This window comes from Streptomyces sp. NPDC030820 (assembly GCF_055572075.1).
Map to the genome: position 1 here is coordinate 108,178 of NZ_JBVIEB010000019.1, position 20,802 is coordinate 128,979.

Below are 20,802 nucleotides of genomic sequence, written 5' to 3' on the forward strand. Positions count from 1 at the left end.
GGGGCCGGGCCGCCCGGGTCAGGCGTGGGTCTTGGCGAGCAGCTCCAGGATCTCGGCGGTGGTGCCGCTCTCGCCGAGCCGCGGGAAGATCCGCTCCACGCTGTTCGCGTGTGCCTCGGCGTCGGCGTCGGCCATCGCGTCGGTGGCGAGGGTGACGTGGTAGCCGTGGGCGTAGGCGTCGCGGGCGGTGGACTCCACGCCGATGCTGGTGGCGATGCCGGTCAGCACGATCTGGGTGATGCCGCGGCGGCGCAGCTGGACGTCCAGGTCGGTGCCGTGGAAGGCGCTCCAGTTGTGCTTGGTGACGCGGATGTCGCCGGGGTGGCCGGACAGCTCGTCCACGACGACGTCCCAGCCCTCGGGGAAGGCGAGGCCGCGCGCCTGGCGCTCGGTGCGGCCGGGGAGGGCGTCGGCCCAGTCGGGCGCGAAGGAGACGCGGACCAGGACCACGGGCAGGTTCCGGGTCCGGAAGGCCTCGGCCAGTCCGGCCGTGCGGGAGACGACGTCCGAGGCCGCGTGCGGCTGGACGGGCATGCCCACGATGCCGTTCTGCAGGTCGATCGCGACGAGGGCGGTACGGGGGTCGAGCGTGGTGAGCGACATGGGTCGGTCAGGCCTTTCCGAGGGGTCGGGGGGTGGTGGTGCCGAGCCGGCCCAGGGAGCGGTCCGGCAGGGTCGTCGCCAGCAGCAGCGCGGAGCCGGCGAGCATGAACAGGGCCAGGCCGTGCAGTCCGGCCGTGTCGGCACGGTGCGGGTAGAACGCCGCGGTGGCGGCGGACGAGCCCAGCGCGCCGAGGTACGTGAAGGTCCGCAGCAGTCCGGCCGCGGAGGCGATCCGCTCCGGATCGGCCTGCCGGTACAGGGCGTTCTGCGTGGCCAGGCCGATCAGGCCCTGCGGGATGCCGAGCAGCGCGCCGACCGCGAGCAGCAGCCACAGCGCGCTGTCGGCGCGCACGAGGAGCAGCAGGGCGCAGCCCGCGACCTGGAGGGCGGAGCCGACGATCAGCTTGCCGCGCACCGCCTCCCGGCGCCCGGTGAGCGTGGACACGATCAGCGCGGACACCGACAGCGGCAGCAGGACGAGCCCGGCGGTGGAGGCGCCGAGCCCGCGCCCCTGCTCCAGCCACTGCGTGTAGCCGTACATGAAGGCGTAGGAGGTGGTGTAGGCGAGCAGCTGGCGCAGATAGGTGGCGAGCTGCGGGCCGTTGCCGCCGAGGACGCGCAGGTCGATGAACGGGTCCGGCACCCGCAGCTCGCGCACGGCGAAACCGGCGGCGGCGACGGCCGACAGCACCGGCAGGTACCAGCGGTCGGCGCGCGGGTGCATCAGGAACAGCATCAGTGCGACCAGCAGCAGCGCGAACAGCGCCATGCCGGGCAGGTCGACGGCCCGCCGCCGGGTCCCGGACCGGGGCAGCCGCAGGGTGCCGAGCACCAGGCAGACCACCGAGAGCGGCACGTTGACCGTGAACACGGCGCGCCAGCCGCCGAGGCCGATCAGCAGGCCGCCCAGCGCGGGCCCGACGACGGCCACCGTCTGGTTGGCGACGGCCAGCGCGGCCAGTACCCCGGCCGGGCTGTCCTGCCCGGTGCGTTCGGCCTCGCTGCGGGTCAGCCGCATGGCCGCCGGATACGCCGCCGACGTCCCGAAGCCCAAGAGGACCCGCGCCGCGACGAGCGCGCCCAGTGAGGGCGCGAGCGCGCCGAGCAGACCGGCGACGCCGACCAGGGCCGTACCGGCGAGATAGAGCCTGCGCGGGCCGTACATGTCCACCAGGCGGCCGATGACCGGCTGTCCGACGGCCGTGGCCAGATAGAGCGCCGAGACCAGCCAGGCGGTCTCGGCGGGCGGGGCGCCGAAGGCGACGCCGATCGGCACCAGGGCCACGGCGATCATCGAGGAGTTGACCGGGTTGAGGACCGAGCCGAACAGCATCGGCGGGATCAGCCGGCGGTCGAATCCGGCGGGGGCGGGGCCGGTGGCCTTCCCGGTGCGTCCGGTGAGCCTCGGTATCACGGCTGCGACAGCCGTTCCATCAACTCCAGTGCCGTCAGGACGGTCTGCCGTTCCTCCTCCGTGTAGCGGTCCTGGAAGGCGCGGGCCAGCCACTCCTCGCGGACCTGGCGGTTGCCCTCGATACGGGCCCGCCCGGCGTCGGTCAGGGTGACCAGCTGGCGGCGGCCGTCCTCGGGGTCGGGGGCGCGCCGGATCAGACCGTGCTGGTCCAGCGCGGCCAGCGTGGTCGCCATCGACTGCGGGCGTACGCCCTCGGCGGCGGCGAGCGCGCTGGCCGTGGCGGCGCCGTGCTTGCCGACCAGCGTGAGCGCCGACTCCTGTGAGGGGCTGAGGTCGGTGTCCTGCGCGACCTCGCGGATACGGCGCCGCAGCCGGCTGAACACCACGCGCAGATCGCGCGCGGCGCGGGCGGCGGAGTCGGAGATGTCAGCCATGCCGCCCACCCTAGGACCGACAGCGGAAACTGTCCAGTCTGAACTGTTCAGTTTTGCCTTACTGATTGTCGGGTACTCGCCGGTCCTCGGACAGCGCAGTACGTCGGTGAACCCAGGGAGCGCAGATGACCCCTCCGGACACGTCCGGCCTGGAGGCCGCTCTGAGTGCCGAGGTGGACGGCGAGGTCCGCTTCGACGCCGGCAGCCGCGGCGCCTACGCCACGGACGGTTCCAACTACCGGCAGATCCCCCTCGGCCTCGTCGTCCCCCGCACGGTGGAGGCGGGCGCCCGGGCGGTGTCGGTGTGCGCACGCTTCGACGCCCCCGTCCTCTCCCGGGGCGGCGGCACCAGCCTGGCCGGACAGTCGACCAACACCGCCGTGGTGATCGACTGGAGCAAGTACTGCACCCGGCTGATCTCCGTCGACCCCGAACGGCGCACCTGCGTGGTGGAACCCGGGATCGTCCTGGACGAACTGAACCGGCAACTCGCCCCGCACCAGCTCCAGTTCGGGCCGAAACCCGCCACCCACAGCCACTGCGCGCTCGGCGGGATGATCGGCAACAACTCCTGCGGCGCCTCCGCGCAGGCCTACGGCAAGACCGTCGACAACGTCCGGGCCCTGGAGATCCTCACCTACGACGGACAGCGCACCTGGACCGGCCCCACCCCGCCCGACGAGCGCGCCCGCATCGTCGCCGCCGGCGGCCGGCTCGCCGAGCTCTACGGCGGCCTCGACCGCATCGCCGGCGAGTACCTCGCCGACATCCGCCGCGGCTACCCCAAGATCCCGCGCCGCGTCTCCGGCTACAACCTGGACTCCCTGCTGCCCGAGAACGGCTTCGACGTGGCCAAGGCGCTCGTCGGCAGCGAGAGCACCCTGGTCACCGTTCTGCGCGCCGAACTCGACCTCGTCCCGGTGCCGCCGTACCAGTCGCTGCTGGTCCTCGGCTACGACGACATCTGCGCCGCCGCCGACGACGTACCCCGCCTGCTGGAGCACTGCTCGCCCAGCCAGTTGGAGGCGCTGGACGACCGCATGGCGCAGCTGATGCGCGAGGAGGGCGCCTACCTCGACTCGCTCGCCATGCTGCCCGAGGGCGGCAGCTGGCTGATGGTGCAGTACAGCGGCGACAGTCAGGAGGACGTGGACGAGCAGGCGCACGCCCTGCTGCGGGCCACCGGCCGGGACGAGAAGGAGAGCAGCGTCGCCTTCTCCGACAACCCCGAGCGGGAGCAGAAGATGCTCAAGGCCCGCGAGGCCGGACTCGGCGTCACCGCGCGCCCGCCGGACGACCGGGAGACCTGGGAGGGCTGGGAGGACTCCGCCGTACCGCCCGAGCGACTCGGCGACTATCTGCGCGACCTGAAGGGCCTGTTCGACGAGTTCGACTACGACCGCCCGACCCTGTACGGCCACTTCGGGCAGGGCTGTGTGCACACCCGCATCCCCTTCGACCTCAGGACCGCCCACGGCGTGGCCGACTTCCGCCGCTTCGTGGAGCGCGCAGCCGACCTCGTCGTCTCCTACGGCGGCTCGCTGTCCGGCGAGCACGGCGACGGCCAGTCCCGCGGCGAACTGCTGACCCGGATGTTCGGCGAGCGGCTCGTGACCGCGTTCGGTGAGCTGAAGGCCCTCTTCGACCCCCGGGACCGGATGAACCCCGGCAAGATCGTCCGCCCCAACCCCGTCGACGGACAGCTGCGGCTCGGCCCCGGCTGGCGGCCGGCCACGTACGCGACCCACTTCGGCTTCCCCGAGGACGAGCACAACTTCAACCGCGCGGTGCTGCGCTGTGTCGGCATCGGCAACTGCCGCAGCCACTCCGGCGGCGTGATGTGCCCCTCCTACCGGGCCACCATGGAGGAGGAGCACTCCACCCGCGGCCGGGCCCGGCTGCTGTTCGAGATGCTCGGCGGACACGCCGACTCCGCGATCGAGGACGGCTGGCGCTCGACCGCCGTACGCGACGCGCTCGACCTGTGCCTGGCCTGCAAGGGCTGCAAGTCCGACTGCCCGACCGGCGTCGACATGGCCACCCTCAAGGCCGAGTTCCTCGCCCACCACTACGAGGGCCGGCCGCGCCCGGCCGCGCACTACTCCATGGGCTACCTGCCGGTCTGGGCCCGGCTCTCCCGTATCGCCCCCGCCCTGGTCAACTCCGCGCTGCACGCGCCCGGCCTGGCCCGCGCGGGCAAGCGGCTGGCCGGCGTGGACGGCGCCCGCTCGGCACCGGTGTTCGCCGAGGAGTCCTTCGTCCAGTGGTGGCGGGCCCAGGAACGCGAGCAGCCGGACCCGGCCGACCCGCGCACCGTCGTGCTGTGGCCCGACACCTTCAGCAACTACTTCCACCCGGCGATCGCGAAGTCGGCGGTACGGGTGCTGGAGGACGCGGGCTTCCGGGTCGCCGTGCCCACCGAGCCGGTGTGCTGCGGCCTGACCTGGATCTCCACCGGCCAACTCCCCGTCGCCAAAAAGGTATTGCACCGCACCCTCCACGTGCTGCGCCCCTACCTGGAGGCGGGCACCCCGGTCATCGGCCTCGAACCCTCCTGCACGGCCGTCTTCCGCGCCGACGCCCCCGAGCTGATGCCCGCCGACCAGGACGTACAGCGACTCGCCGGACAGACCCGCACCTTCGCCGAACAGCTCGTCCACCACGCCCCCGACAGCTGGCGGCCACCGCGGCTCGCCCGGCAGGCCACCGTGCAGACCCACTGCCACCAGCACGCCATCATGAAGTTCGCCGCCGACGAGGAACTGATGCGCCGCGCCCACCTGGACGCCGACATCCTCGACGAGGGCTGCTGCGGGCTCGCCGGCAACTTCGGCTTCGAACGCGGCCACCACGAGGTCTCCATGGCCGTCGCCGAGCTGGGCGTCCTGCCCTCCGTGCGCGCCGCCGCACCGGACAGCCTGATCCTCGTCGACGGCTTCAGCTGCCGCACCCAGATCGAGGAGGGCGGCACCGGCCGCCGCGCCCTGCACCTCGCCGAGGCCCTGGCGCTCGCCCTCGCCGGCAACCTGCCCAGCGACCACCCGGAACGCCTGGCCGACCGCCCGCCCGAGCCCTCCCGCACGGCCCGCTGGGCGACGACGGCGACCGTCACCGCCCTCGCCGCCGGCGGCGCCGTACTGGGGGCGCGGCGGCGGGCGTGAGGAGGCATCCGTGAGCGACCGGCCGACCGTCGACGGCGTCGACACCGCCGTCTACACCGTGCCCACCGACGCCCCCGAGGCGGACGGCACCCTCGCCTGGGACAGGACCACCCTCGTCCTGGTCACCGCGCGCTCCGGCAGCACCACCGGCCTCGGCTACACCTACGCCCCGGCCGCCACCGCCCATGTCGTCCGCGAACTCCTCGCCGGCACGGTCAGCGGCCTGCCGGCACTCGACGTGCCGCGCGCCAACGAGCGGATGTGCCGGGCGGTGCGCAACGCCGGACTGCCCGGCGTGGCCGCCCAGGCGATCGCCGCCGTCGACATCGCCCTGTGGGACCTCAAGGCCCGCCTGCTGGACCTGCCCCTCGTCGACCTGCTCGGCGCCGCTCGCGACGACGTGCCCGTCTACGGCAGCGGCGGCTTCACCAGCTACGACGCCGAGCGCCAGGACCACCAACTGCGCGGCTGGGCCGAGGGTGAGGGCATCCCCCGCGTCAAGATCAAGATCGGCGAGTCATGGGGCAGCCGTGAAGACCGCGACCTCGAACGGGTCGGCCGGGCGCGGGCCAGTGTCGGCGACGGCGTCGAGCTGTACGTCGACGCCAACGGCGGCTACACCGGCGGGCAGGCCGCGCGCATCGGCGCCGCGCTCGCGGACCGGGGCGTCACCTGGTTCGAGGAACCGGTCTCCTCCGACCACCTGACCCTGCTCGCGGACCTGCGCGGCCGCCTCCCGATGGACGTCACCGCCGGCGAGTACGGCTACACCCTGCCGTACTTCGAGCACATGCTGGCCGCCGGGGCCGTCGACTGCCTCCAGGCGGACGTCACCCGGTGCGGCGGCATCACCGTCTGGCTGCGCATCGCCGCGCTCGCCCACGCACGCGGGATCGAGGTCTCCGGCCACTGCGCGCCGCACGCCCACGCGCATGCCGCCGCGGCCGTGCCCAATCTGCGCCACCTGGAGTGGTTCCACGACCACGTCCGCATCGAGCGGCTCTTCTTCGACGGCGTGCTCGACCCCGGCGGCGGCAGCATCACGCCGGGCGCCGACGGGGCACCCGGACTCGGGCTGACCCTCGTGGCGGAGCGGGCCGGGCCCTATCGGACGGAGTGACTGAGTGAAGTCACCTTGTGGAAAAGGGAGATGACCATGCCTTCGACCGTCGTCATCACCGGTGCCAGCGCCGGGATCGGGCGCGCCACCGCCCGTCTGTACGGCCGGCGCGGCGCGAACGTCGTCCTGGTCGCGCGCGGCCAGGGCGGCCTGCAGGCGGCGGCGGACGAGGTCACGGCCCTCGGCGGACGCCCCCTCGTCCAGCCGGCCGACATGGCGGACCAGGCCCAGGTCGAGGCCGTCGCCGAAGCCGCGCAGAAGGAGTTCGGCCCGATCGACGTGTGGATCAACTGCGCCTTCGCCACCGTGTTCGCACCGTTCGACGAGATCACCCCCGAGGAGTTCCGGCGGATCACCGACGTCACCTACCTCGGCTTCGTCAACGGCACCCGCTCGGCCCTCAGGCGCATGCTGCCCCGCGACCGGGGCACGATCGTGCAGGTCGGCTCGGCGCTCGGGGAGCGGTCGATCCCGTTGCAGTCCGCGTACTGCGGCGCCAAGCACGCCATCAACGGCTTCACCTCCGCCCTGCGCACGGAACTGCTGCACCGCGGCAGCCACGTCCATGTCACCGTCGTCCAGCTGCCCGCGGTCAACACCCCCCAGTTCGAATGGGTCCGCTCCCGGCTCTCCCGGCACCCCATGCCGGTGCCGCCGATCTACCAACCGGAGGTCGCCGCCCGAGGCGTGGTGTACGCGGCCGACCACCCGCGCCGCAAGCAGTACTACGTCGGCGCCAGCACCGTGGCCACCATCTGGGCCAACCGGCTCGCCCCCGCCCCGCTCGACCGGTACCTCGCCCGCACCGGCTACGACTCCCAGCAGACCGACCGCATCCCGCCCGCCGGACTGGACAACCTCTTCGCACCGGTGGACCAGGATCCCACCGAGGACCGGGGCGCCCACGGCTCCTTCGACGACAGCGCGCACCCCCGCTCCTGGCAGCAGACCCTGGCCCGGCACCCGGCCGCCGCCGTCCTCGGCACGGGCGCCGCGCTGCTCGGCGCCGTACGCGGCCTGCGCCGACTGACCTCCCGCGCCGCCTAGGCTGGGGGCGTGCGCCTGCTGCTCATGTCCGACACCCATCTGCCCAAGCGCGCCAAACGGCTCCCCGAGCCGCTGCTGGCCGAACTTCCGCACGCGGACGTCGTGTTCCACGCCGGCGACTGGGTCGACACCGCCACCCTGGACCTGCTGGAGAGCCGCAGCCGCCGGCTCATCGGGGTCTACGGCAACAACGACGGCCCTCAGCTGCGGGCCCGGCTCCCCGAGGTGGCGTACGCCGAACTGGACGGCCTGCGCTTCGGTGTCGTCCACGAGACCGGCCCCGCCCAGGGCCGCGAGGCCCGCTGCGCCGCCCGCTTCCCCGACCTCGACGTCCTGGTCTTCGGCCACAGCCACATCCCCTGGGACACCACCGCGCCGACCGGTCTGCGCCTGCTCAACCCCGGCTCACCCACCGACCGTCGCCGCCAGCCCCACTGCACCTACATGACCGCCCTGCTCGCCGACGGCGCGCTCACCGATGTGACCCTGCACCGGCTGCCGCAGCGGTAGGGAGTTGCCCGTCACCGCCGCCGCGTGGTGTGCCCCCTCCGCGCGCGTCGCAACAGCCGAGCCGCCGCCCATGCCAGTACGGCCACCGCCGCCACGGCCGCCGCCCGTTTGGCCACCGGCAGGCCGGCCGTGCGCAGGAGATCGAGCGGTTCCGGCTGCGGCTCCTCCCGCAGTTGCGGTTGCTCCTCGGCAGCCGGTGCCGGTGTCGCTCGGCCAGACGGTCCGCCAGGCAGGACGCGAACTGGCCCACCAGGCGGTCGCCCACCTCCGCCAGCACTCCTCGCCCGAACTGCGCGGGGCGGCCGGTCACCGTGAGGTCGGTCTGCACCGACACCGCCGTGCCGCCGTCGCGTTCGGACAGGGTGCCGGTGACCGTCGCCCGGGCCGTGCCCTGCCCCCGGGTCTCCCGGCCGCTCGCCACGAGCACCATCCGGTGTGCCGCCTCGTCCTGCTCCTCGAAGACCGCCGTGCCCCGGTAGGTCACGGTGACCGGGCCGACCTTGACCTTCACCGAGCCGGTCACGGTCTTGCCGTCGTAGTCCTCCACCACCGCGCCCGGCAGACAGGGCGCGATCCGTTCGATGTCGAGGAGTGCGTGCCAGGCGTCGTCGACCGGGACGGGGACGGTGAACTCGTGGTGCAGTTCCATGACAGGCTCCTTCCGGAACGTCAGCCGGCGGGCGGGTGGATGGCTCCGGCCGTGGTGGTCAGGGGTGCGCCGCTGCCGCCCCAGCGCAGCGCGACGATCTCGGCGGCGACGGACACGGCGACCTCCTCGGGCGTACGGGCCCCCAGGTCGAGGCCGAGCGGTGAGCGCAGCCGGGACAGCTCGGCCTGCGTCAGCCCGGACTCGGTGAGGCGTTCGAGTCGTTCCTCGTGGGTCTTCCGGCTGCCCATCGCGCCGATGTAGGCCGCCGGGCGGCGCAGGGCCTCCTCCAGCAGCGGCACGTCGAACTTCGGGTCGTGGGTGAGGACGCAGATCACGGTGCGGTCGTCGGTGTCCGTGCCGGCGAGATAGCGGTGCGGCCAGTCCACCACGACCTCGACGGCCCCCGGGAAGCGTTTGGGCGTGGCGAAGACGGGGCGGGCGTCGCACACGGTGACCCGGTAGCCGAGGAAGTCACCGATCCGCGCCACGGCGGCCGCGTAGTCGATCGCGCCGAAGACCAGCATGCGCGGCGGTGGCGCGAACGACTGCAGGAACACCGTGACGGCGTCCTCGCGGCGCTCGCCGTGCGGCCCGTAGTGCCGCAAGGCCGAGGCGCCGAGCGCGAGTTCGCCGCGCGCGTCGGCGGTGACGGCGACGTCCAGGCCGCTCGCGCCGAGCGTGCCCGCCGCCCGGTCCGGCCAGACCGCGAGCGTGGCGCCGCGCGGCGCCGGTCCGTCCACCACCGTGGCCACGGTCACCGGCTCGCCCCCGGCGACCGACGCGGCGACCGCGCCGAACGCCGGGTCCGACCCGGGCGTCACCGGCCGGACCAGCAGGGTGATCTCGCCGCCGCAGGTCAGCCCGACCGCGAACGCGTCCTCGTCGCTGTAGCCGAAGGTCGCAAGACGCGCCTCGCCGCTCGCCACGACCTCCTGGGCGAGCTCGAACACCGCGCCCTCCACACAGCCCCCGGACACGCTCCCCACGACCTCGTCGTCCGGGCCCACCGCCATCGCGGCACCGGGGCCGCGCGGCGCGCTGCGGCTGACCGCGACGACCGTGGCCAGCCCGAACGGAGTCCCGGCCGCGTGCCAGTGCGCCAGCGCCGGCAGGATCTCACGCACCATCCGCTCCTCTCACCGGGGCCGCGGCGCTCTGCGCACCGCGCACCACTGCCGCCAGCCGCTCCAGCGCCGCCAGGCTGTGCCCTGCGACGAAGGCGTCCACACTGGGCAGCGCCGCCGCCATCCCGGCCGCCAGTGGCGCGTAACCGGGGCGGGCCTTGCGCGGGTTCGCCCAGACCACCTGGTGGGCCAGGGCGTGCAGTCGGCGCATCTGCTGTCCGAGCAGCTCTGGATCGCCGCGCTCCCAGCCGTCCGAGAGCAGGACGACGATCGCGCCGCGCGCCATGCCGCGCTGCCCCCAGCGGTTGAGGAACTCGCGCACCAGCTCGCCGAGCCGGGTGCCGCCGCGCCAGTCGGGCACCGCCGCGGCGACGGCCGCCATCGCCAAGTCGGGGTCTCTGTGTGAGAGTTCGCGGGTCACCCGGGTCAGCCGGGTGCCGATGGTGAACACCTCCGTGCGGCCCGCGCGCACCGCCGCGTGCGCGAACCGCAGCAGTGCGTCGGCGTACGGCGCCATCGAGCCGCTCACATCGACGAGCAGCACCACCCGGCGAGGCCGCTCCACGCGCGCGTGCCGGCGCAGCCGGGCCGGTTCCCCGCCTCGGCGCAGCAACTCCCGTACGGTGCGCCGCGGATCGACCTCACCACGCCGGGCGGGTCTGCGTCGCGCCGAGCGCCGCGCCTGCCCTTCCAGGGCGAACGCGGCGAGCAGTCGGCTCAGTTCGTCCCGTTCGGCGGGGTCGAGGGCGGCGAAGTCGCGGTGCCGCAGTACCTCGGCCGAGCTGGCGAGCGCGGCGACCGGCGGCCTGGACGGTTCGCTGTCGCCCGGCGTACGGGGTCCCGTGGGCGCCTCCCGGGCGACGAGCCGCAGCCGCGGCGGGGGAGCGGCACGCACCGGCCGGCGGGCCTGCTCGCCGGCCGGTCCGAAGTACGCGGCGAACACCCGCTCGTACCGCTCCAGGTCGTCGTGCCCGCCGCACAGTGTCGCCCGCCCCGCCCAGTACACGTCCGCCCGCACCCCCGGCCGCAGAGCGGCCACGGCCCGCAGGAAGGCATGCAGCCGCTCGGTACTCGCGTCGACACCGGCCGCGCGCAGCGCCCGCACGAAGCCGACCAGCACGGCGTCGGCCCCGAGGCGCCCGGCGTCCGTGGATTGCGCACCCGTTCCCAGGCGCTCGGCTGCCGTCCCCGGCCGTTCGGCGTCGCTTTCGTGCCGTCCGGCATCCGCTTCCGCCGGACCGCCCGCCCCGTTCCCGGTCGTGTCCACCGCCCTCACCCGCCCCGGGCCGCGAGGACGGCCGTGAGATCGAGCCCCCGTGCCCGGTCCGTGTCCTCCCGGTACTTCAGCACCGAGCCCAGCGTCGCCATCGCCAGGTCGGCGTCCACCTCGCTCGCCCCCAGCGCGTCCAGCGCCTCGGCCCAGTCCAGGGTCTCGGCCACCCCGGGCGGTTTGAGGAGGTCCGCGCCTCGCAGCGCCTGCACCAGGGCCGTCACCTGCTCGGCCAGCCGCGCCGACACCTGCGGCAACCGGCGGCGCACGATGGCCAGTTCGCGGGCGAAGGAGGGATGGTCGAACCAGTGGTAGAGGCACCGGCGCTTCAGCGCGTCGTGCACCTCGCGGGTGCGGTTGGAGGTCAGCACGGCGACCGGCGGGTGCTCGGCGCGCAGGGTGCCCAGCTCCGGGATGGTCACCGAGTACTCGGACAGCAGCTCCAGCAGGAACGCCTCGAACTCGTCGTCGGCCCGGTCGATCTCGTCGACCAGCAGCACCGCCGGCTGGGTCTGCAGGGCCTGGAGCAGCGGCCGGGCGATGAGGAAGCGGCGGTCGTACAGCTCGCTCTCCAGCCGGTCCGCGTCCGTGACCCCGGCCGCCTCGGCGGCCCTCAGGTGCAGCAGCTGGCGCGGGAAGTCCCAGTCGTACAGGGCCTGCGAGGCGTCGATGCCCTCATGGCACTGCAGCCGGATCAGCGGCGCGCCGAGCGCCTCGGCGAGGGCGGCGGCGAGCGCGGTCTTGCCCACGCCCGCGTCGCCCTCGCAGAACAGCGGCCGGTGCAGCCTCAGGGCCAGGAAGCAGGTGACGGCCAGTCCTTCGTCGACGAGGTACCCCGTCTCCTCCAGGCGGGCCCGCACCTGCTCCGGGTCGTCCATCGTGATGATCGGCGCTCACCCCATTCCGGTGGCGGTCAGCACCGCCCGCCTGGTCAGCACCCGCGCCAGGTGCTGCCGGTACTCCGGCGAGGCGGACAGGTCCTGCGCCGGCCGGGTCCCGTCCGCCGCCGCCTCGGCCGCCCGGGCCACGGCCTCCCGACCGTCGGCACCCGCGAGCGCCTCCTCGGCCGCGGTCGCCCTGAGCGGGGTCGCTCCCATGTTGGAGAGCCCGACGCGTGCCTCGGCGATCCGCCCGTCGTCGCGCCGTACCAGCGCGGCGACACCCACGATGGCCCACGACTGGGCGACCGGGTGGAACTTCTCGTAGTGGAAGCCCCAGCCGTCCGTCTTCGGGATCCGCACCTCCAGCAGCAGTTCGTCGTCGGCGAGCGCCGACTGCAGGTAGTCCACGAAGAACTCGCGCGCGGCGATGGTGCGGCGCCCGCCGGGGCCGGCCGCGACCAGTTCGGCGTCCAGCGCCAGCGCCACGGCGGGCAGGTCCCCGGCCGGGTCGGCGTGGGCGAGCGAGCCGCCGAGGGTGCCCCGGTGCCGGACGGCCGGGTCGGCCACCGTGGCCGTCGCCTCAGCCAGCAGCCCGGCGTGCCGGCGCACCAGCGGGTCGTGCACCACCTCGTGGTGCGTGGTCATCGCGCCGATGACGAGCGTGTCACCGTCCTCGCGGACCCCGCGCAGCTCGGGGATGCGGCCGACGTCCACGAGCAGCTCCGGGAAGGCCAGCCGCAGCCGCAGCAGCGGCACCAGGCTCTGCCCGCCGGCCAGCACCTTCGCCTCCTCGCCCGCGTCGGCGAGCGCGCGCACCGCATCGTCCACGCTGTCCGGACGGGTGTACTCGAACGTGGGGGGAATCATGCCGAACCCTCCTCACCCGGCCGGCCGTACTGACCGAACTCGCCCGACCGGGCCGCCTGGCCGGACTGCCCGGACCGGGCCGGACCCGTCCCGCCGGTCCCGCCGGTTGCGCCGGACCGCGCCTCCTGGATCGCCCGCCACACCCGGTGCGGAGAGCACGGCATCCGCACGTCCCGCACCCCGAGCGGCCGGAGCGCGTCCACGACGGCGTTGACCACGGCGGGTGTGGACGCGATCGTCCCCGCCTCGCCGACGCCCCTGACGCCGAGGGCGTTCGAGGTGGCCGGTGTCTCCGTCCGGTCGGTGACGAAGTCCGGCAGGTCGGCCGCCGATGGCACGAGGTAGTCGGCCAGGGTGCCGGACAGGAGGTTGCCGTCGTCGTCGTACACGGCCTCCTCGTACAGCGCCTGCGCGATGCCCTGCGCGAGCCCGCCGTGCACCTGCCCCTCGACGATCATCGGGTTGACGACCCGGCCGACGTCGTCGACGCAGACGTACGACCGGATGCGCGTCCGCCCGGTCTCCGTGTCCACCTCGACCGCGCACAGGTGGGTGCCGTGCGGGTAGGAGAAGTTCTCCGGGTCCACCACGTGCTCGGCGTTGATCGTGGGCTCGACGCCGTCGGGCAGGTCGTGGTTGGTGAACGTCTCGAAGGCGATCTCCTGGATGGTCTTACGGGCCTCCGGCGAGCCCTTGACGGAGAACACCCCGTCGCTGAACTCCAGGTCCTGCTCGCTCGCCTCCAGCAGATGGGCGGCGACCTTCCGCGCCTTCTCGACGACCGTCCTCGCGGCCCGGTGCACCGCCTCGCCGCCGACGGCCAGCGACCGCGAGCCGTAGGTGTCCATGCCCTGCGGCGCCGCCTTGGTGTCTCCGTGCAGCACCTCGACGTCCTCGAAGGGCACGCCGAGCACGTCGGCCGCGATCTGGCTCCAGCAGGTCTCGTGGCCCTGCCCGTGCGGGCTGGTGCCGGTGACCACCTCGACCTTGCCGGTGGGCAGCATGCGGATGCTCGCCGCCTCCCAGCCGCCGGCGCCGTACCTGAGGTCGCGCAGCACCCGGCTCGGCGCGAGCCCGCACATCTCGGTGTACGTCGACACGCCGATGCCGAGCCGTACCGGATCGCCGCGCTCGTTGCGCTTGTGCTGTTCGGCGCGCAGGTCGTCGTACCCGAACAGGGCGAGCGCCTTGTCGGTGGCCGCCTCGTAGTTGCCGCTGTCGTAGGTCAGTCCGGCGATCGAGGTGTACGGGAACTCCTCGTGCCGGATCCAGTTCCGGCGCCGCAACTCCACGGGGTCCAGGCCGAGTTCGGCGGCCAGCTCGTCCATGATCCGCTCGATGGCGAAGGTCGCCTCGGGGCGCCCTGCGCCGCGGTAGGCGTCGGTGGGCGTGCGGGTGGTGAACACCCCGGTGCAGGTGAAGTCGTAGGCGTCCATCTTGTAGATCGCCGGGTACATGAAGGCGCCGAGGATCGGGATGCCGGGGGTGACGAGCATCAGGTAGGCGCCCATGTCGGCGAGCAGGTCGACCTTCAGCCCGAGCAGCCTTCCCTCGCGGGTGGCGGCGATCTCGACGTCCTGGATCATGCCGCGGCCGTGGTGGGTGGCGAGCGCGCCCTCGGAGCGGGACTCGGTCCACTTCACGGGCCGGCCGAGCTTGCGGGCGACCGCGAGCGCGAGGGCCTCCTCGCCGTACACCTGGAGCTTGGAGCCGAAGCCGCCGCCCACGTCCGGGGCGATGACGCGGAGCTTGTGCTCGGGGATCCCGGTGACCGTGGACAGCATGATCCGCAGGATGTGCGGGATCTGGGTCGCCGAGTAGACCGTGTACTCGCCGGAGGCGGCGAGCGGGGTGACGACGACCGCGCGCGGCTCCATCGCGTTGGGGATCAGCCGCTGCTGGTGGTAGCGGCGCTTCAGGGTCACCTCGGCGCGGTCCCGCACCGCCGCGAAGCTCTCGCCGGTGGCCAGCGGCCAGGTGTAGCAGCGGTTGGTGCCCTTGTCGGCGTGGACCAGCGGGGCACCCTCGGCGAGCGCGGCCTCCAGGTCGAGGACCGGGGGCAGCGGGTCGTAGTCGACCTCGACCGCCTCCAGGGCGTCGGCGGCCGCGTACCGGTCGCGGGCCACCACGACCGCCACCGGGTCACCCGCGTAGCGGACCTCGTCGACGGCGACCGGCGGATGGTCGGGCAGCACGATGTCCTCGGTCACCGGCCAGGCGCAGGGCAGTGAGCCCAGCCCTTCGGCGAGGTCGGCGCCGCTGAACGCCGCGACGACACCGGGGTATTCGAGAGCGGAGGAGACGTCGAGGCGGGTGACGCGGGCGTGCGCCATCGGGCTGCGCAGGATCGCCAGGTGCAGCAGACCGGCGACCTGGATGTTGTCGGTCCAGTTGGTCTGGCCGGTGATCAGCCGGGCGTCCTCCTTGCGCAGCCGGCGGCGTCCGACCTCGCGTTCGACGGCCTGGTCGGTCATGCCGTGACCTCCTCGCCGACCTGTCCCCGCTGTCCGGAGGGGGCCTGTTGCCCGGATGCGGCGAGCACCGCGCGGACGATGTTCTGGTAGCCGGTGCAGCGGCAGAGGTTGCCCTCCAGGGCCTGCCTGACCTCCTCCGGGCTGGGGTGCGGGTTCTCGCGCAGCAGATCGCGGGCGGCCATGATCATGCCCGGGGTGCAGTAGCCGCACTGCAGACCGTGCTGTTCGTGGAAGGCGCGCTGCAGCGCCGTCCACTCGCCGTCCTGGGCGAGCCCCTGGATCGTGGTCACCGCGCAGCCGTCGGTCTGCACGGCGAGCACCGAGCAGCTCTTCACGCTGGCTCCGTCCAGGTCGACCGTGCAGGCGCCGCAGTTGGAGGTGTCGCAGCCGATCGTGGTGCCGGTGAGGCCGAGGCGGTCGCGCAGGTAGTGGGCCAGGAGAAGACGGGGTTCCACGTCGTCCTCGTACGTCGTGCCGTCCACGTTCACCGAGATGCGGGTCATGTGCCCTCCAGACCGTGCGGGAGAGGGTTTTCAGCCAGGGATTTTCAGCCGTCGGACGTGATGTACGTCACCCTACGACCGCACTCTGGTCACGGCGAGTGCTGTGACCGGCATTTGTTGAGCATTAATCCATTGCTGCCGGGTGCCGGTGTCTGCTGCACTGCGCGGTGCCCGTCGTCACACAGAGAGGACCAGCGATGCGCGCTGCGTGCATGTCCGCCCAGGAAGGAATCCGCCCCATGCAGAAGGACATCACGCTCAGTGCATCTGCTCAATCTCGGAATTCTCGCGCATGTCGACGCCGGTAAGACCAGCCTGACCGAACGGCTGCTGCACACCGCCGGAGTGATCGACGAGATCGGCAGCGTCGACGCCGGCAGCACCACCACCGACACCCTCGCGCTGGAGCGGCAGCGCGGCATCACCATCAAGTCCGCCGTCGTCTCCTTCCCGCTCGACGGCGTCACCGTCAATCTCATCGACACCCCCGGTCACCCGGACTTCATCGCCGAGGTCGAGCGGGTGCTCGGCGTGCTCGACGGTGCCGTGCTGGTCGTCTCGGCCGTCGAGGGCGTCCAGGCACAGACACGGGTGCTGATGCGCACCCTGCGCCGGCTGCGGATCCCCACGCTGATCTTCGTGAACAAGATCGACCGGCGGGGTGCGCAGGGCTCCGCCGTGCTCGACCGGATGACCCGCAGGCTGTCCGTACCGCTGGTCCCGATGGGGGAAGCCGCCGCACTCGGCACCCCCACCGCCCGTTTCGTCCCCGGCCTCGGTCCGGCCGCACTGGACGCGCTCGCCGACCACGACGACGACCTGCTCGCCGCCTACCTCGACGGCGGTGTGTCCGACACCCGTCTGCACACCGCCCTCGCCGCCCAGACCCGGCGCGCGCTGGTCCATCCGGTCTACTTCGGCTCCGCCATCACCGGAGCGGGCGTGCCCGAACTGACCGCCGGCATCGAGCACCTGCTGCCCACCGCCGACGGCGACCCGTCCGGCCCCCTGTCGGCCACCGTCTTCAAGGTCGAACGCGGCCCGGCGGGCGAGAAGGTGGCCTACGCCCGCATCTTCTCCGGCACCCTCCACGTCCGCGACCGGGTCCCGTTCGGGGACGGGGGAGAGGAGGGCGGTGCGGGCGACGGGCGGGTGGAGGGTCGGGATGGTGACGGCCGCTCGGTGGGCGGGGCTGCTGGGGGTCGGTCGGAGGGCGGGGGTGTTTACGGCGGGGGCGAGGGCCGGGGTGAGGGTCGGGGTGGCGGCGCCGGGTTGGTGGGCGGGGCTGCTGGTGGTCGGTTGGAGGGACGGATCTCCGACGGTCGGGTGCTTGGGCAGGGTGCCGATGGTGGTGCGGCGGGCGGGGAAGCCGGCCTTGGTGCGCGGGGCGCGGGTGCGGATGGTGGTGTGCGAGGTCCGGCCGCCGATGGCCGGGTGCGCGCTCCGGGCGTGGGAGATCGCGGGGAGGGGCGGGTCTCCGGCGACCGTGTTGCGGGCCGGGTCACCCACGGCCGAGGGGGTGGGCCTGCGGAGGCCGGGGGCGCCGGTGGACGTGGGAACGGCCGGGCGTTCGGTGGCCGGTCTGCGGGGCTTGGCCTCGATGGGCCGTCGGCAGGGCAGGGGACCCGACCCCGTGCCGAGGGGCGCGTCACCGGGCTCAGCGTGTTCGAGTGCGGCACCGACGTCCGGTGGGACGGCGCCGGTGCCGGGCGGATCGTCAAGGTGTGGGGGCTCGGCGGTGTGCGGATCGGTGACGCGATCGGGCGACCGGGGATGACGTACCCGCACCACTTCGCGCCCCCCACCCTGGAGACGGTCGTCGTGCCCGGTCCCGGCGCCGACCGGCGCTCGCTGCACCTCGCGCTCACCCAGCTCGCCGAACAGGACCCGCTCATCGGGGTCCGGCACGACGAGCTGCGCGGGGAGACCTCCGTGTCCCTCTACGGCGAGGTACAGAAGGAGGTGGTCCAGGCGACCCTCGCCGAGGAGTACGGCCTGGACGTCTGCTTCCGCGAGACGACGACCCTGTGCATCGAACGCCCCGTCGGCACCGGACACGCCGTGGAGTTCAACAAGAAGGACGCGAACCCGTTCCTCGCCACCGTCGGTCTGCGCGTCGAGCCCGCACCGCCCGGCTCCGGGGTGGACTTCCGCCTGGAGGTGGAGCTCGGCTCGATGCCGTACGCCTTCTTCAAGGCCGTGGAGGACACCGTCCGCGAGACGCTCGGTCAGGGACTGCACGGCTGGCGGATCCCCGACTGCACGGTCACCATGACCCACTCCGGCTACTCGCCCCGGCAGAGCCACGCCCACCAGGGCTTCGACAAGAGCATGTCGAGCACCGGTTACGACTTCCGGTGCCTGACCCCGCTGGTCCTGACCGAGGCGCTGCGCCGGGCGGGCACCCGGGTACACGAGCCCATGCACCGCTTCCGGCTTCAGGCCCCGGCGGACACGCTCGGCGCGCTGCTCCCGGTGCTGGCCCGGCTGGGCGCCGTACCGGAGACCACCGGGGCGCTCGGCGCGGCCGTCGCGCTGGAGGGCACGGTGCCGGCCGCCCGGGTGCACGAGCTGGGGCAGCGGCTGCCCGGGCTCACCCGGGGCGAAGGGGAGCTGGAGACGGCGTTCGACCACTACGCGCCGGTCACCCGCGGCACCGTCCCGGAGCGGCCGCGCACCGACCACAACCCGCTGAACCGGAAGGAGTACCTGCTCAACGTGACACGTCGAGTGGGGGATTGAGCCAGCGGGCTGACTCACAGTCAACTTACTGGAGAGTCAGAAACTGTTGACGGTGTCCGGGCATCGCCGGATTGTGGTGGACATGCCGAATATCCGGGTGTGTCTGCTGGTTGTTCTGGTCGTCCTCAGTGGATCCCTGACGGTGGCGGGCCTCCCGCCCGCCACCGCCGCGACCCCCGCCACCTCCTCCGCCCTCCCCACCGACTCCCTCTGGTTCGACGGCGCCCCGCTCACCGTGCAGGGCGGCCGCTTCACCGACGGCCAGGGACGCGAGATCGTCCTGCGCGGCTACAACGTCTCCGGCGAGACCAAGCTGGAGGAGAACGGCGGCCTGCCCTTCGCCTCCGTCGCCGACGCCCGTAAGTCCGCGATCGCGCTGCGCGCCCTCGGCGGCGCGAACACCGTCCGCTTCCTGTTCTCCTGGGCGCACGCCGAGCCCGTGCGCGGCCAGGTGGACGCCGGTTATCTGGCCGCCGTCACCGAGCAGCTGCGCGCCTTCCTGGACGCGGGCATCCGCGTCTTCCCCGACTTCCACCAGGACCTGTACTCCCGCCACCTGTTCAACAGCGGCAGCTGGTACACGGGCGACGGCGCCCCCAAGTGGGCGGTGGACGCGGGCAGTTACCCGGTCGAGTCCTGCGGCATCTGCCTGTTCTGGGGCCAGAACATCACCCAGAACGCCGCCGTGCAGCAGGCGCAGTACGACTTCTGGCACAACGCCTACGGCCTCCAGGACGCCTTTCTCACCACCGCGCGGACGACCATGACCTACCTGCGACAGCACCTGGACTCCGCCGAGTTCGCGGGCATCGCCGGATTCGATCCGTACAACGAGCCCTACGCGGGCCGTTACGACTCCGGGCAGACCTCCCGCACCTGGGAGAAGGACCTGTTGTGGCCGTTCTACGAGAAGTTCCGCGCCCGTATGGACGCCGCCGGCTGGCAGGACAAGCCCGCCTTCGTGGAGCCCAACCTCTTCTGGAACGCCAACATCTCCACCCAGAAGCAGGAGGGCGGCCTGCTGGACGCGGGCACGCTCGGCCCGGGTTATGTCTTCAACACCCACTTCTACGACCAGAAAGCCATCTCCGGCATCCTCATGTGGGGCAAGGCGGCCGACGGCCAGTACGCCGCCGACTTCGCCACCGTCCGCGACCGCGCCGCGGCCGCCGGCACCGCGGCCGTGGTCAGCGAGTTCGGCCATCCCCTGTCCGGCACGGTCTCCGACAAGGCGCCGACCGTGCTGAAGGCCATGTACCAGGCCCTCGACTCCCGTGTGGTGGGTGCGAGTTGGTGGCAGACCCCGGCCGCCTCCGGTCCGGTGCTCTCCGGCACCCAGTGGCAGTGGGACCTCTACAACGGCCGGCACCACGAGCTGATGAACGGCAACCCCGACAAGGTGCTCACCTCCGGCGACGCCTGGAACGGCGAGGACCTCTCCGCCGTACGCCTGGACGACTCCGGGAACGTCACCCTGCGCCAGGACGCCCGGCTGCTGGACCGCCTCTACCCGAGCGCCACGGCCGGTACGGCCCTCGCCTTCACCTACGAGGACCGCTCCCGCGACGGCTCCACCACCCTCACCTGGAACCCGGTGCCGTCCTCGCTGCCGAACGTGGCGAAGCTGGTGGGCTCCGGCCAGTACGGGCTGCTGGTGTGGCGTTCCGGCGACGGCAGTGCACCCACCGAACTGCACCTGCCGGCGTCCTTCCCCGCCGCGTCCACCACCGTCGTCTCCGACCTGGGCACGGCCTACGCCCCGCCCGCCTACACCGGCGCCGCCACCCCGGTCGCCGTCGCCCCCGAGCCGGGCGGCACCGGCAGCCGCCGCCTGCTGCTCAGCGACACGGACTCCGGTGCCCTGCACTACGCGCTGGTGACGAACGGGGCCACGGCGCCCTCGGCGGACCTGCTGAGCGCGGCCAGGTCCGAGCTGGCCGCGTGGGCGGCGGCCCACTTCTGAGGCCTGGTGGGCAGGAGCCGTACGGCCCCCGGGAGGAGTG

Annotated in this window: 16 protein-coding genes; 6 read left to right on the forward strand and 10 right to left on the reverse strand. The window is 73.3% G+C overall.

The features are described 5' to 3' along the window. Positions 1-18: 18 nt before the first annotated feature. Genes ACZ418_RS37590 through ACZ418_RS37600 form a run of 3 tightly spaced genes read right to left on the reverse strand, consistent with a single transcriptional unit; the run spans position 19 to position 2,451 of the window. Positions 19-603, reverse strand: a complete 585-nt coding sequence (locus ACZ418_RS37590) for a hydrolase (protein WP_468371974.1) — start codon at positions 601-603, stop codon at positions 19-21. Between the two features lie 7 nt (positions 604-610). After that, a complete protein-coding gene (locus tag ACZ418_RS37595; RefSeq protein WP_468371976.1) occupies positions 611-2,017 on the reverse strand; it encodes an MFS transporter in 1,407 nt (468 codons plus the stop codon). Continuing rightward, on the reverse strand, positions 2,014-2,451 hold the full coding sequence (locus ACZ418_RS37600) for a MarR family winged helix-turn-helix transcriptional regulator (RefSeq protein ID WP_468371979.1): 438 nt from the start codon (positions 2,449-2,451) through the stop codon (positions 2,014-2,016). The genes ACZ418_RS37595 and ACZ418_RS37600 overlap by 4 nt, the downstream gene beginning before the upstream one ends. Before the next feature lie 125 nt (positions 2,452-2,576). On the opposite strand from ACZ418_RS37600, the gene ACZ418_RS37605 reads away from it, so the two are divergent. Genes ACZ418_RS37605 through ACZ418_RS37620 form a run of 4 tightly spaced genes read left to right on the forward strand, consistent with a single transcriptional unit; the run spans position 2,577 to position 8,289 of the window. Continuing rightward, positions 2,577-5,612 carry an FAD-binding and (Fe-S)-binding domain-containing protein gene (locus ACZ418_RS37605; RefSeq protein ID WP_468371981.1) on the forward strand — a complete coding sequence of 1,012 codons (3,036 nt, stop codon included), beginning with the start codon at positions 2,577-2,579 and terminating at the stop codon, positions 5,610-5,612. Between the two features lie 10 nt (positions 5,613-5,622). After that, positions 5,623-6,732, forward strand: coding sequence for an enolase C-terminal domain-like protein (locus tag ACZ418_RS37610; RefSeq protein ID WP_468371984.1), 1,110 nt, complete (start codon positions 5,623-5,625; stop codon positions 6,730-6,732). A 36-nt stretch (positions 6,733-6,768) separates the two neighbouring features. Then, complete coding sequence (locus ACZ418_RS37615; protein ID WP_468371987.1) at positions 6,769-7,779, forward strand: SDR family oxidoreductase; 1,011 nt, start codon at positions 6,769-6,771, stop codon at positions 7,777-7,779. Positions 7,780-7,788: 9 nt separating this feature from the next. Then, positions 7,789-8,289: a metallophosphoesterase family protein gene (locus ACZ418_RS37620; RefSeq protein WP_468371990.1), complete on the forward strand. Its 501-nt coding sequence runs from the start codon at positions 7,789-7,791 to the stop codon at positions 8,287-8,289. Here the strand turns inward: ACZ418_RS37620 and ACZ418_RS37625 are convergent. From ACZ418_RS37625 to ACZ418_RS37655, 7 genes are all read right to left on the reverse strand, one after another. Further along, positions 8,252-8,938: an SRPBCC family protein gene (locus ACZ418_RS37625; RefSeq protein WP_468371992.1), complete on the reverse strand. Its 687-nt coding sequence runs from the start codon at positions 8,936-8,938 to the stop codon at positions 8,252-8,254. The genes ACZ418_RS37620 and ACZ418_RS37625 overlap by 38 nt on opposite strands. Positions 8,939-8,958: 20 nt before the next feature. Next, positions 8,959-10,062 carry an XdhC family protein gene (locus ACZ418_RS37630; RefSeq protein WP_468372033.1) on the reverse strand — a complete coding sequence of 368 codons (1,104 nt, stop codon included), beginning with the start codon at positions 10,060-10,062 and terminating at the stop codon, positions 8,959-8,961. After that, complete coding sequence (locus tag ACZ418_RS37635) at positions 10,055-11,233, reverse strand: vWA domain-containing protein (RefSeq protein WP_468372036.1); 1,179 nt, start codon at positions 11,231-11,233, stop codon at positions 10,055-10,057. Before ACZ418_RS37635 ends, ACZ418_RS37630 begins: the two co-directional genes overlap by 8 nt. Before the next feature lie 101 nt (positions 11,234-11,334). Then, positions 11,335-12,210 carry an AAA family ATPase gene (locus tag ACZ418_RS37640; protein WP_468371994.1) on the reverse strand — a complete coding sequence of 292 codons (876 nt, stop codon included), beginning with the start codon at positions 12,208-12,210 and terminating at the stop codon, positions 11,335-11,337. A gap of 15 nt (positions 12,211-12,225) precedes the next feature. Then, positions 12,226-13,080: an FAD binding domain-containing protein gene (locus ACZ418_RS37645; RefSeq protein WP_468371996.1), complete on the reverse strand. Its 855-nt coding sequence runs from the start codon at positions 13,078-13,080 to the stop codon at positions 12,226-12,228. Continuing rightward, the gene (locus ACZ418_RS37650) at positions 13,077-15,554 is read right to left on the reverse strand and encodes a xanthine dehydrogenase family protein molybdopterin-binding subunit (RefSeq protein ID WP_468371998.1); all 2,478 of its coding nucleotides are present in this window, start codon (positions 15,552-15,554) and stop codon (positions 13,077-13,079) included. The genes ACZ418_RS37645 and ACZ418_RS37650 overlap by 4 nt, the downstream gene beginning before the upstream one ends. Next, on the reverse strand, positions 15,551-16,057 hold the full coding sequence (locus ACZ418_RS37655) for a (2Fe-2S)-binding protein (RefSeq protein ID WP_468372001.1): 507 nt from the start codon (positions 16,055-16,057) through the stop codon (positions 15,551-15,553). The genes ACZ418_RS37650 and ACZ418_RS37655 overlap by 4 nt, the downstream gene beginning before the upstream one ends. A gap of 261 nt (positions 16,058-16,318) precedes the next feature. Between ACZ418_RS37655 and ACZ418_RS37660 the strand changes: the two genes are divergently transcribed. Continuing rightward, positions 16,319-18,799 (forward strand): GTP-binding protein, encoded by a 2,481-nt coding sequence (locus ACZ418_RS37660; protein WP_468372005.1) that lies wholly within the window; start codon positions 16,319-16,321, stop codon positions 18,797-18,799. Between the two features lie 82 nt (positions 18,800-18,881). Beyond that, the gene (locus ACZ418_RS37665; RefSeq protein ID WP_468372008.1) at positions 18,882-20,762 is read left to right on the forward strand and encodes a cellulase family glycosylhydrolase; all 1,881 of its coding nucleotides are present in this window, start codon (positions 18,882-18,884) and stop codon (positions 20,760-20,762) included. Positions 20,763-20,802: the final 40 nt, after the last annotated feature.

What these genes read in the sequence shown, in the direction of transcription:
- ACZ418_RS37590 (WP_468371974.1), bottom strand. Translation starts at nt 603, where the DNA reads ATGTCGCTCACCACGCTCGACCCCCGTACCGCCCTCGTCGCGATCGAC.
- ACZ418_RS37600 (WP_468371979.1), bottom strand. Translation starts at nt 2,451, where the DNA reads ATGGCTGACATCTCCGACTCCGCCGCCCGCGCCGCGCGCGATCTGCGC.
- ACZ418_RS37605 (WP_468371981.1), top strand. Translation starts at nt 2,577, where the DNA reads ATGACCCCTCCGGACACGTCCGGCCTGGAGGCCGCTCTGAGTGCCGAG.
- ACZ418_RS37615 (WP_468371987.1), top strand. Translation starts at nt 6,769, where the DNA reads ATGCCTTCGACCGTCGTCATCACCGGTGCCAGCGCCGGGATCGGGCGC.
- ACZ418_RS37625 (WP_468371992.1), bottom strand. Translation starts at nt 8,938, where the DNA reads ATGGAACTGCACCACGAGTTCACCGTCCCCGTCCCGGTCGACGACGCC.
- ACZ418_RS37640 (WP_468371994.1), bottom strand. Translation starts at nt 12,210, where the DNA reads ATGGACGACCCGGAGCAGGTGCGGGCCCGCCTGGAGGAGACGGGGTAC.
- ACZ418_RS37645 (WP_468371996.1), bottom strand. Translation starts at nt 13,080, where the DNA reads ATGATTCCCCCCACGTTCGAGTACACCCGTCCGGACAGCGTGGACGAT.
- ACZ418_RS37650 (WP_468371998.1), bottom strand. Translation starts at nt 15,554, where the DNA reads ATGACCGACCAGGCCGTCGAACGCGAGGTCGGACGCCGCCGGCTGCGC.
- ACZ418_RS37655 (WP_468372001.1), bottom strand. Translation starts at nt 16,057, where the DNA reads ATGACCCGCATCTCGGTGAACGTGGACGGCACGACGTACGAGGACGAC.
- ACZ418_RS37665 (WP_468372008.1), top strand. Translation starts at nt 18,882, where the DNA reads ATGCCGAATATCCGGGTGTGTCTGCTGGTTGTTCTGGTCGTCCTCAGT.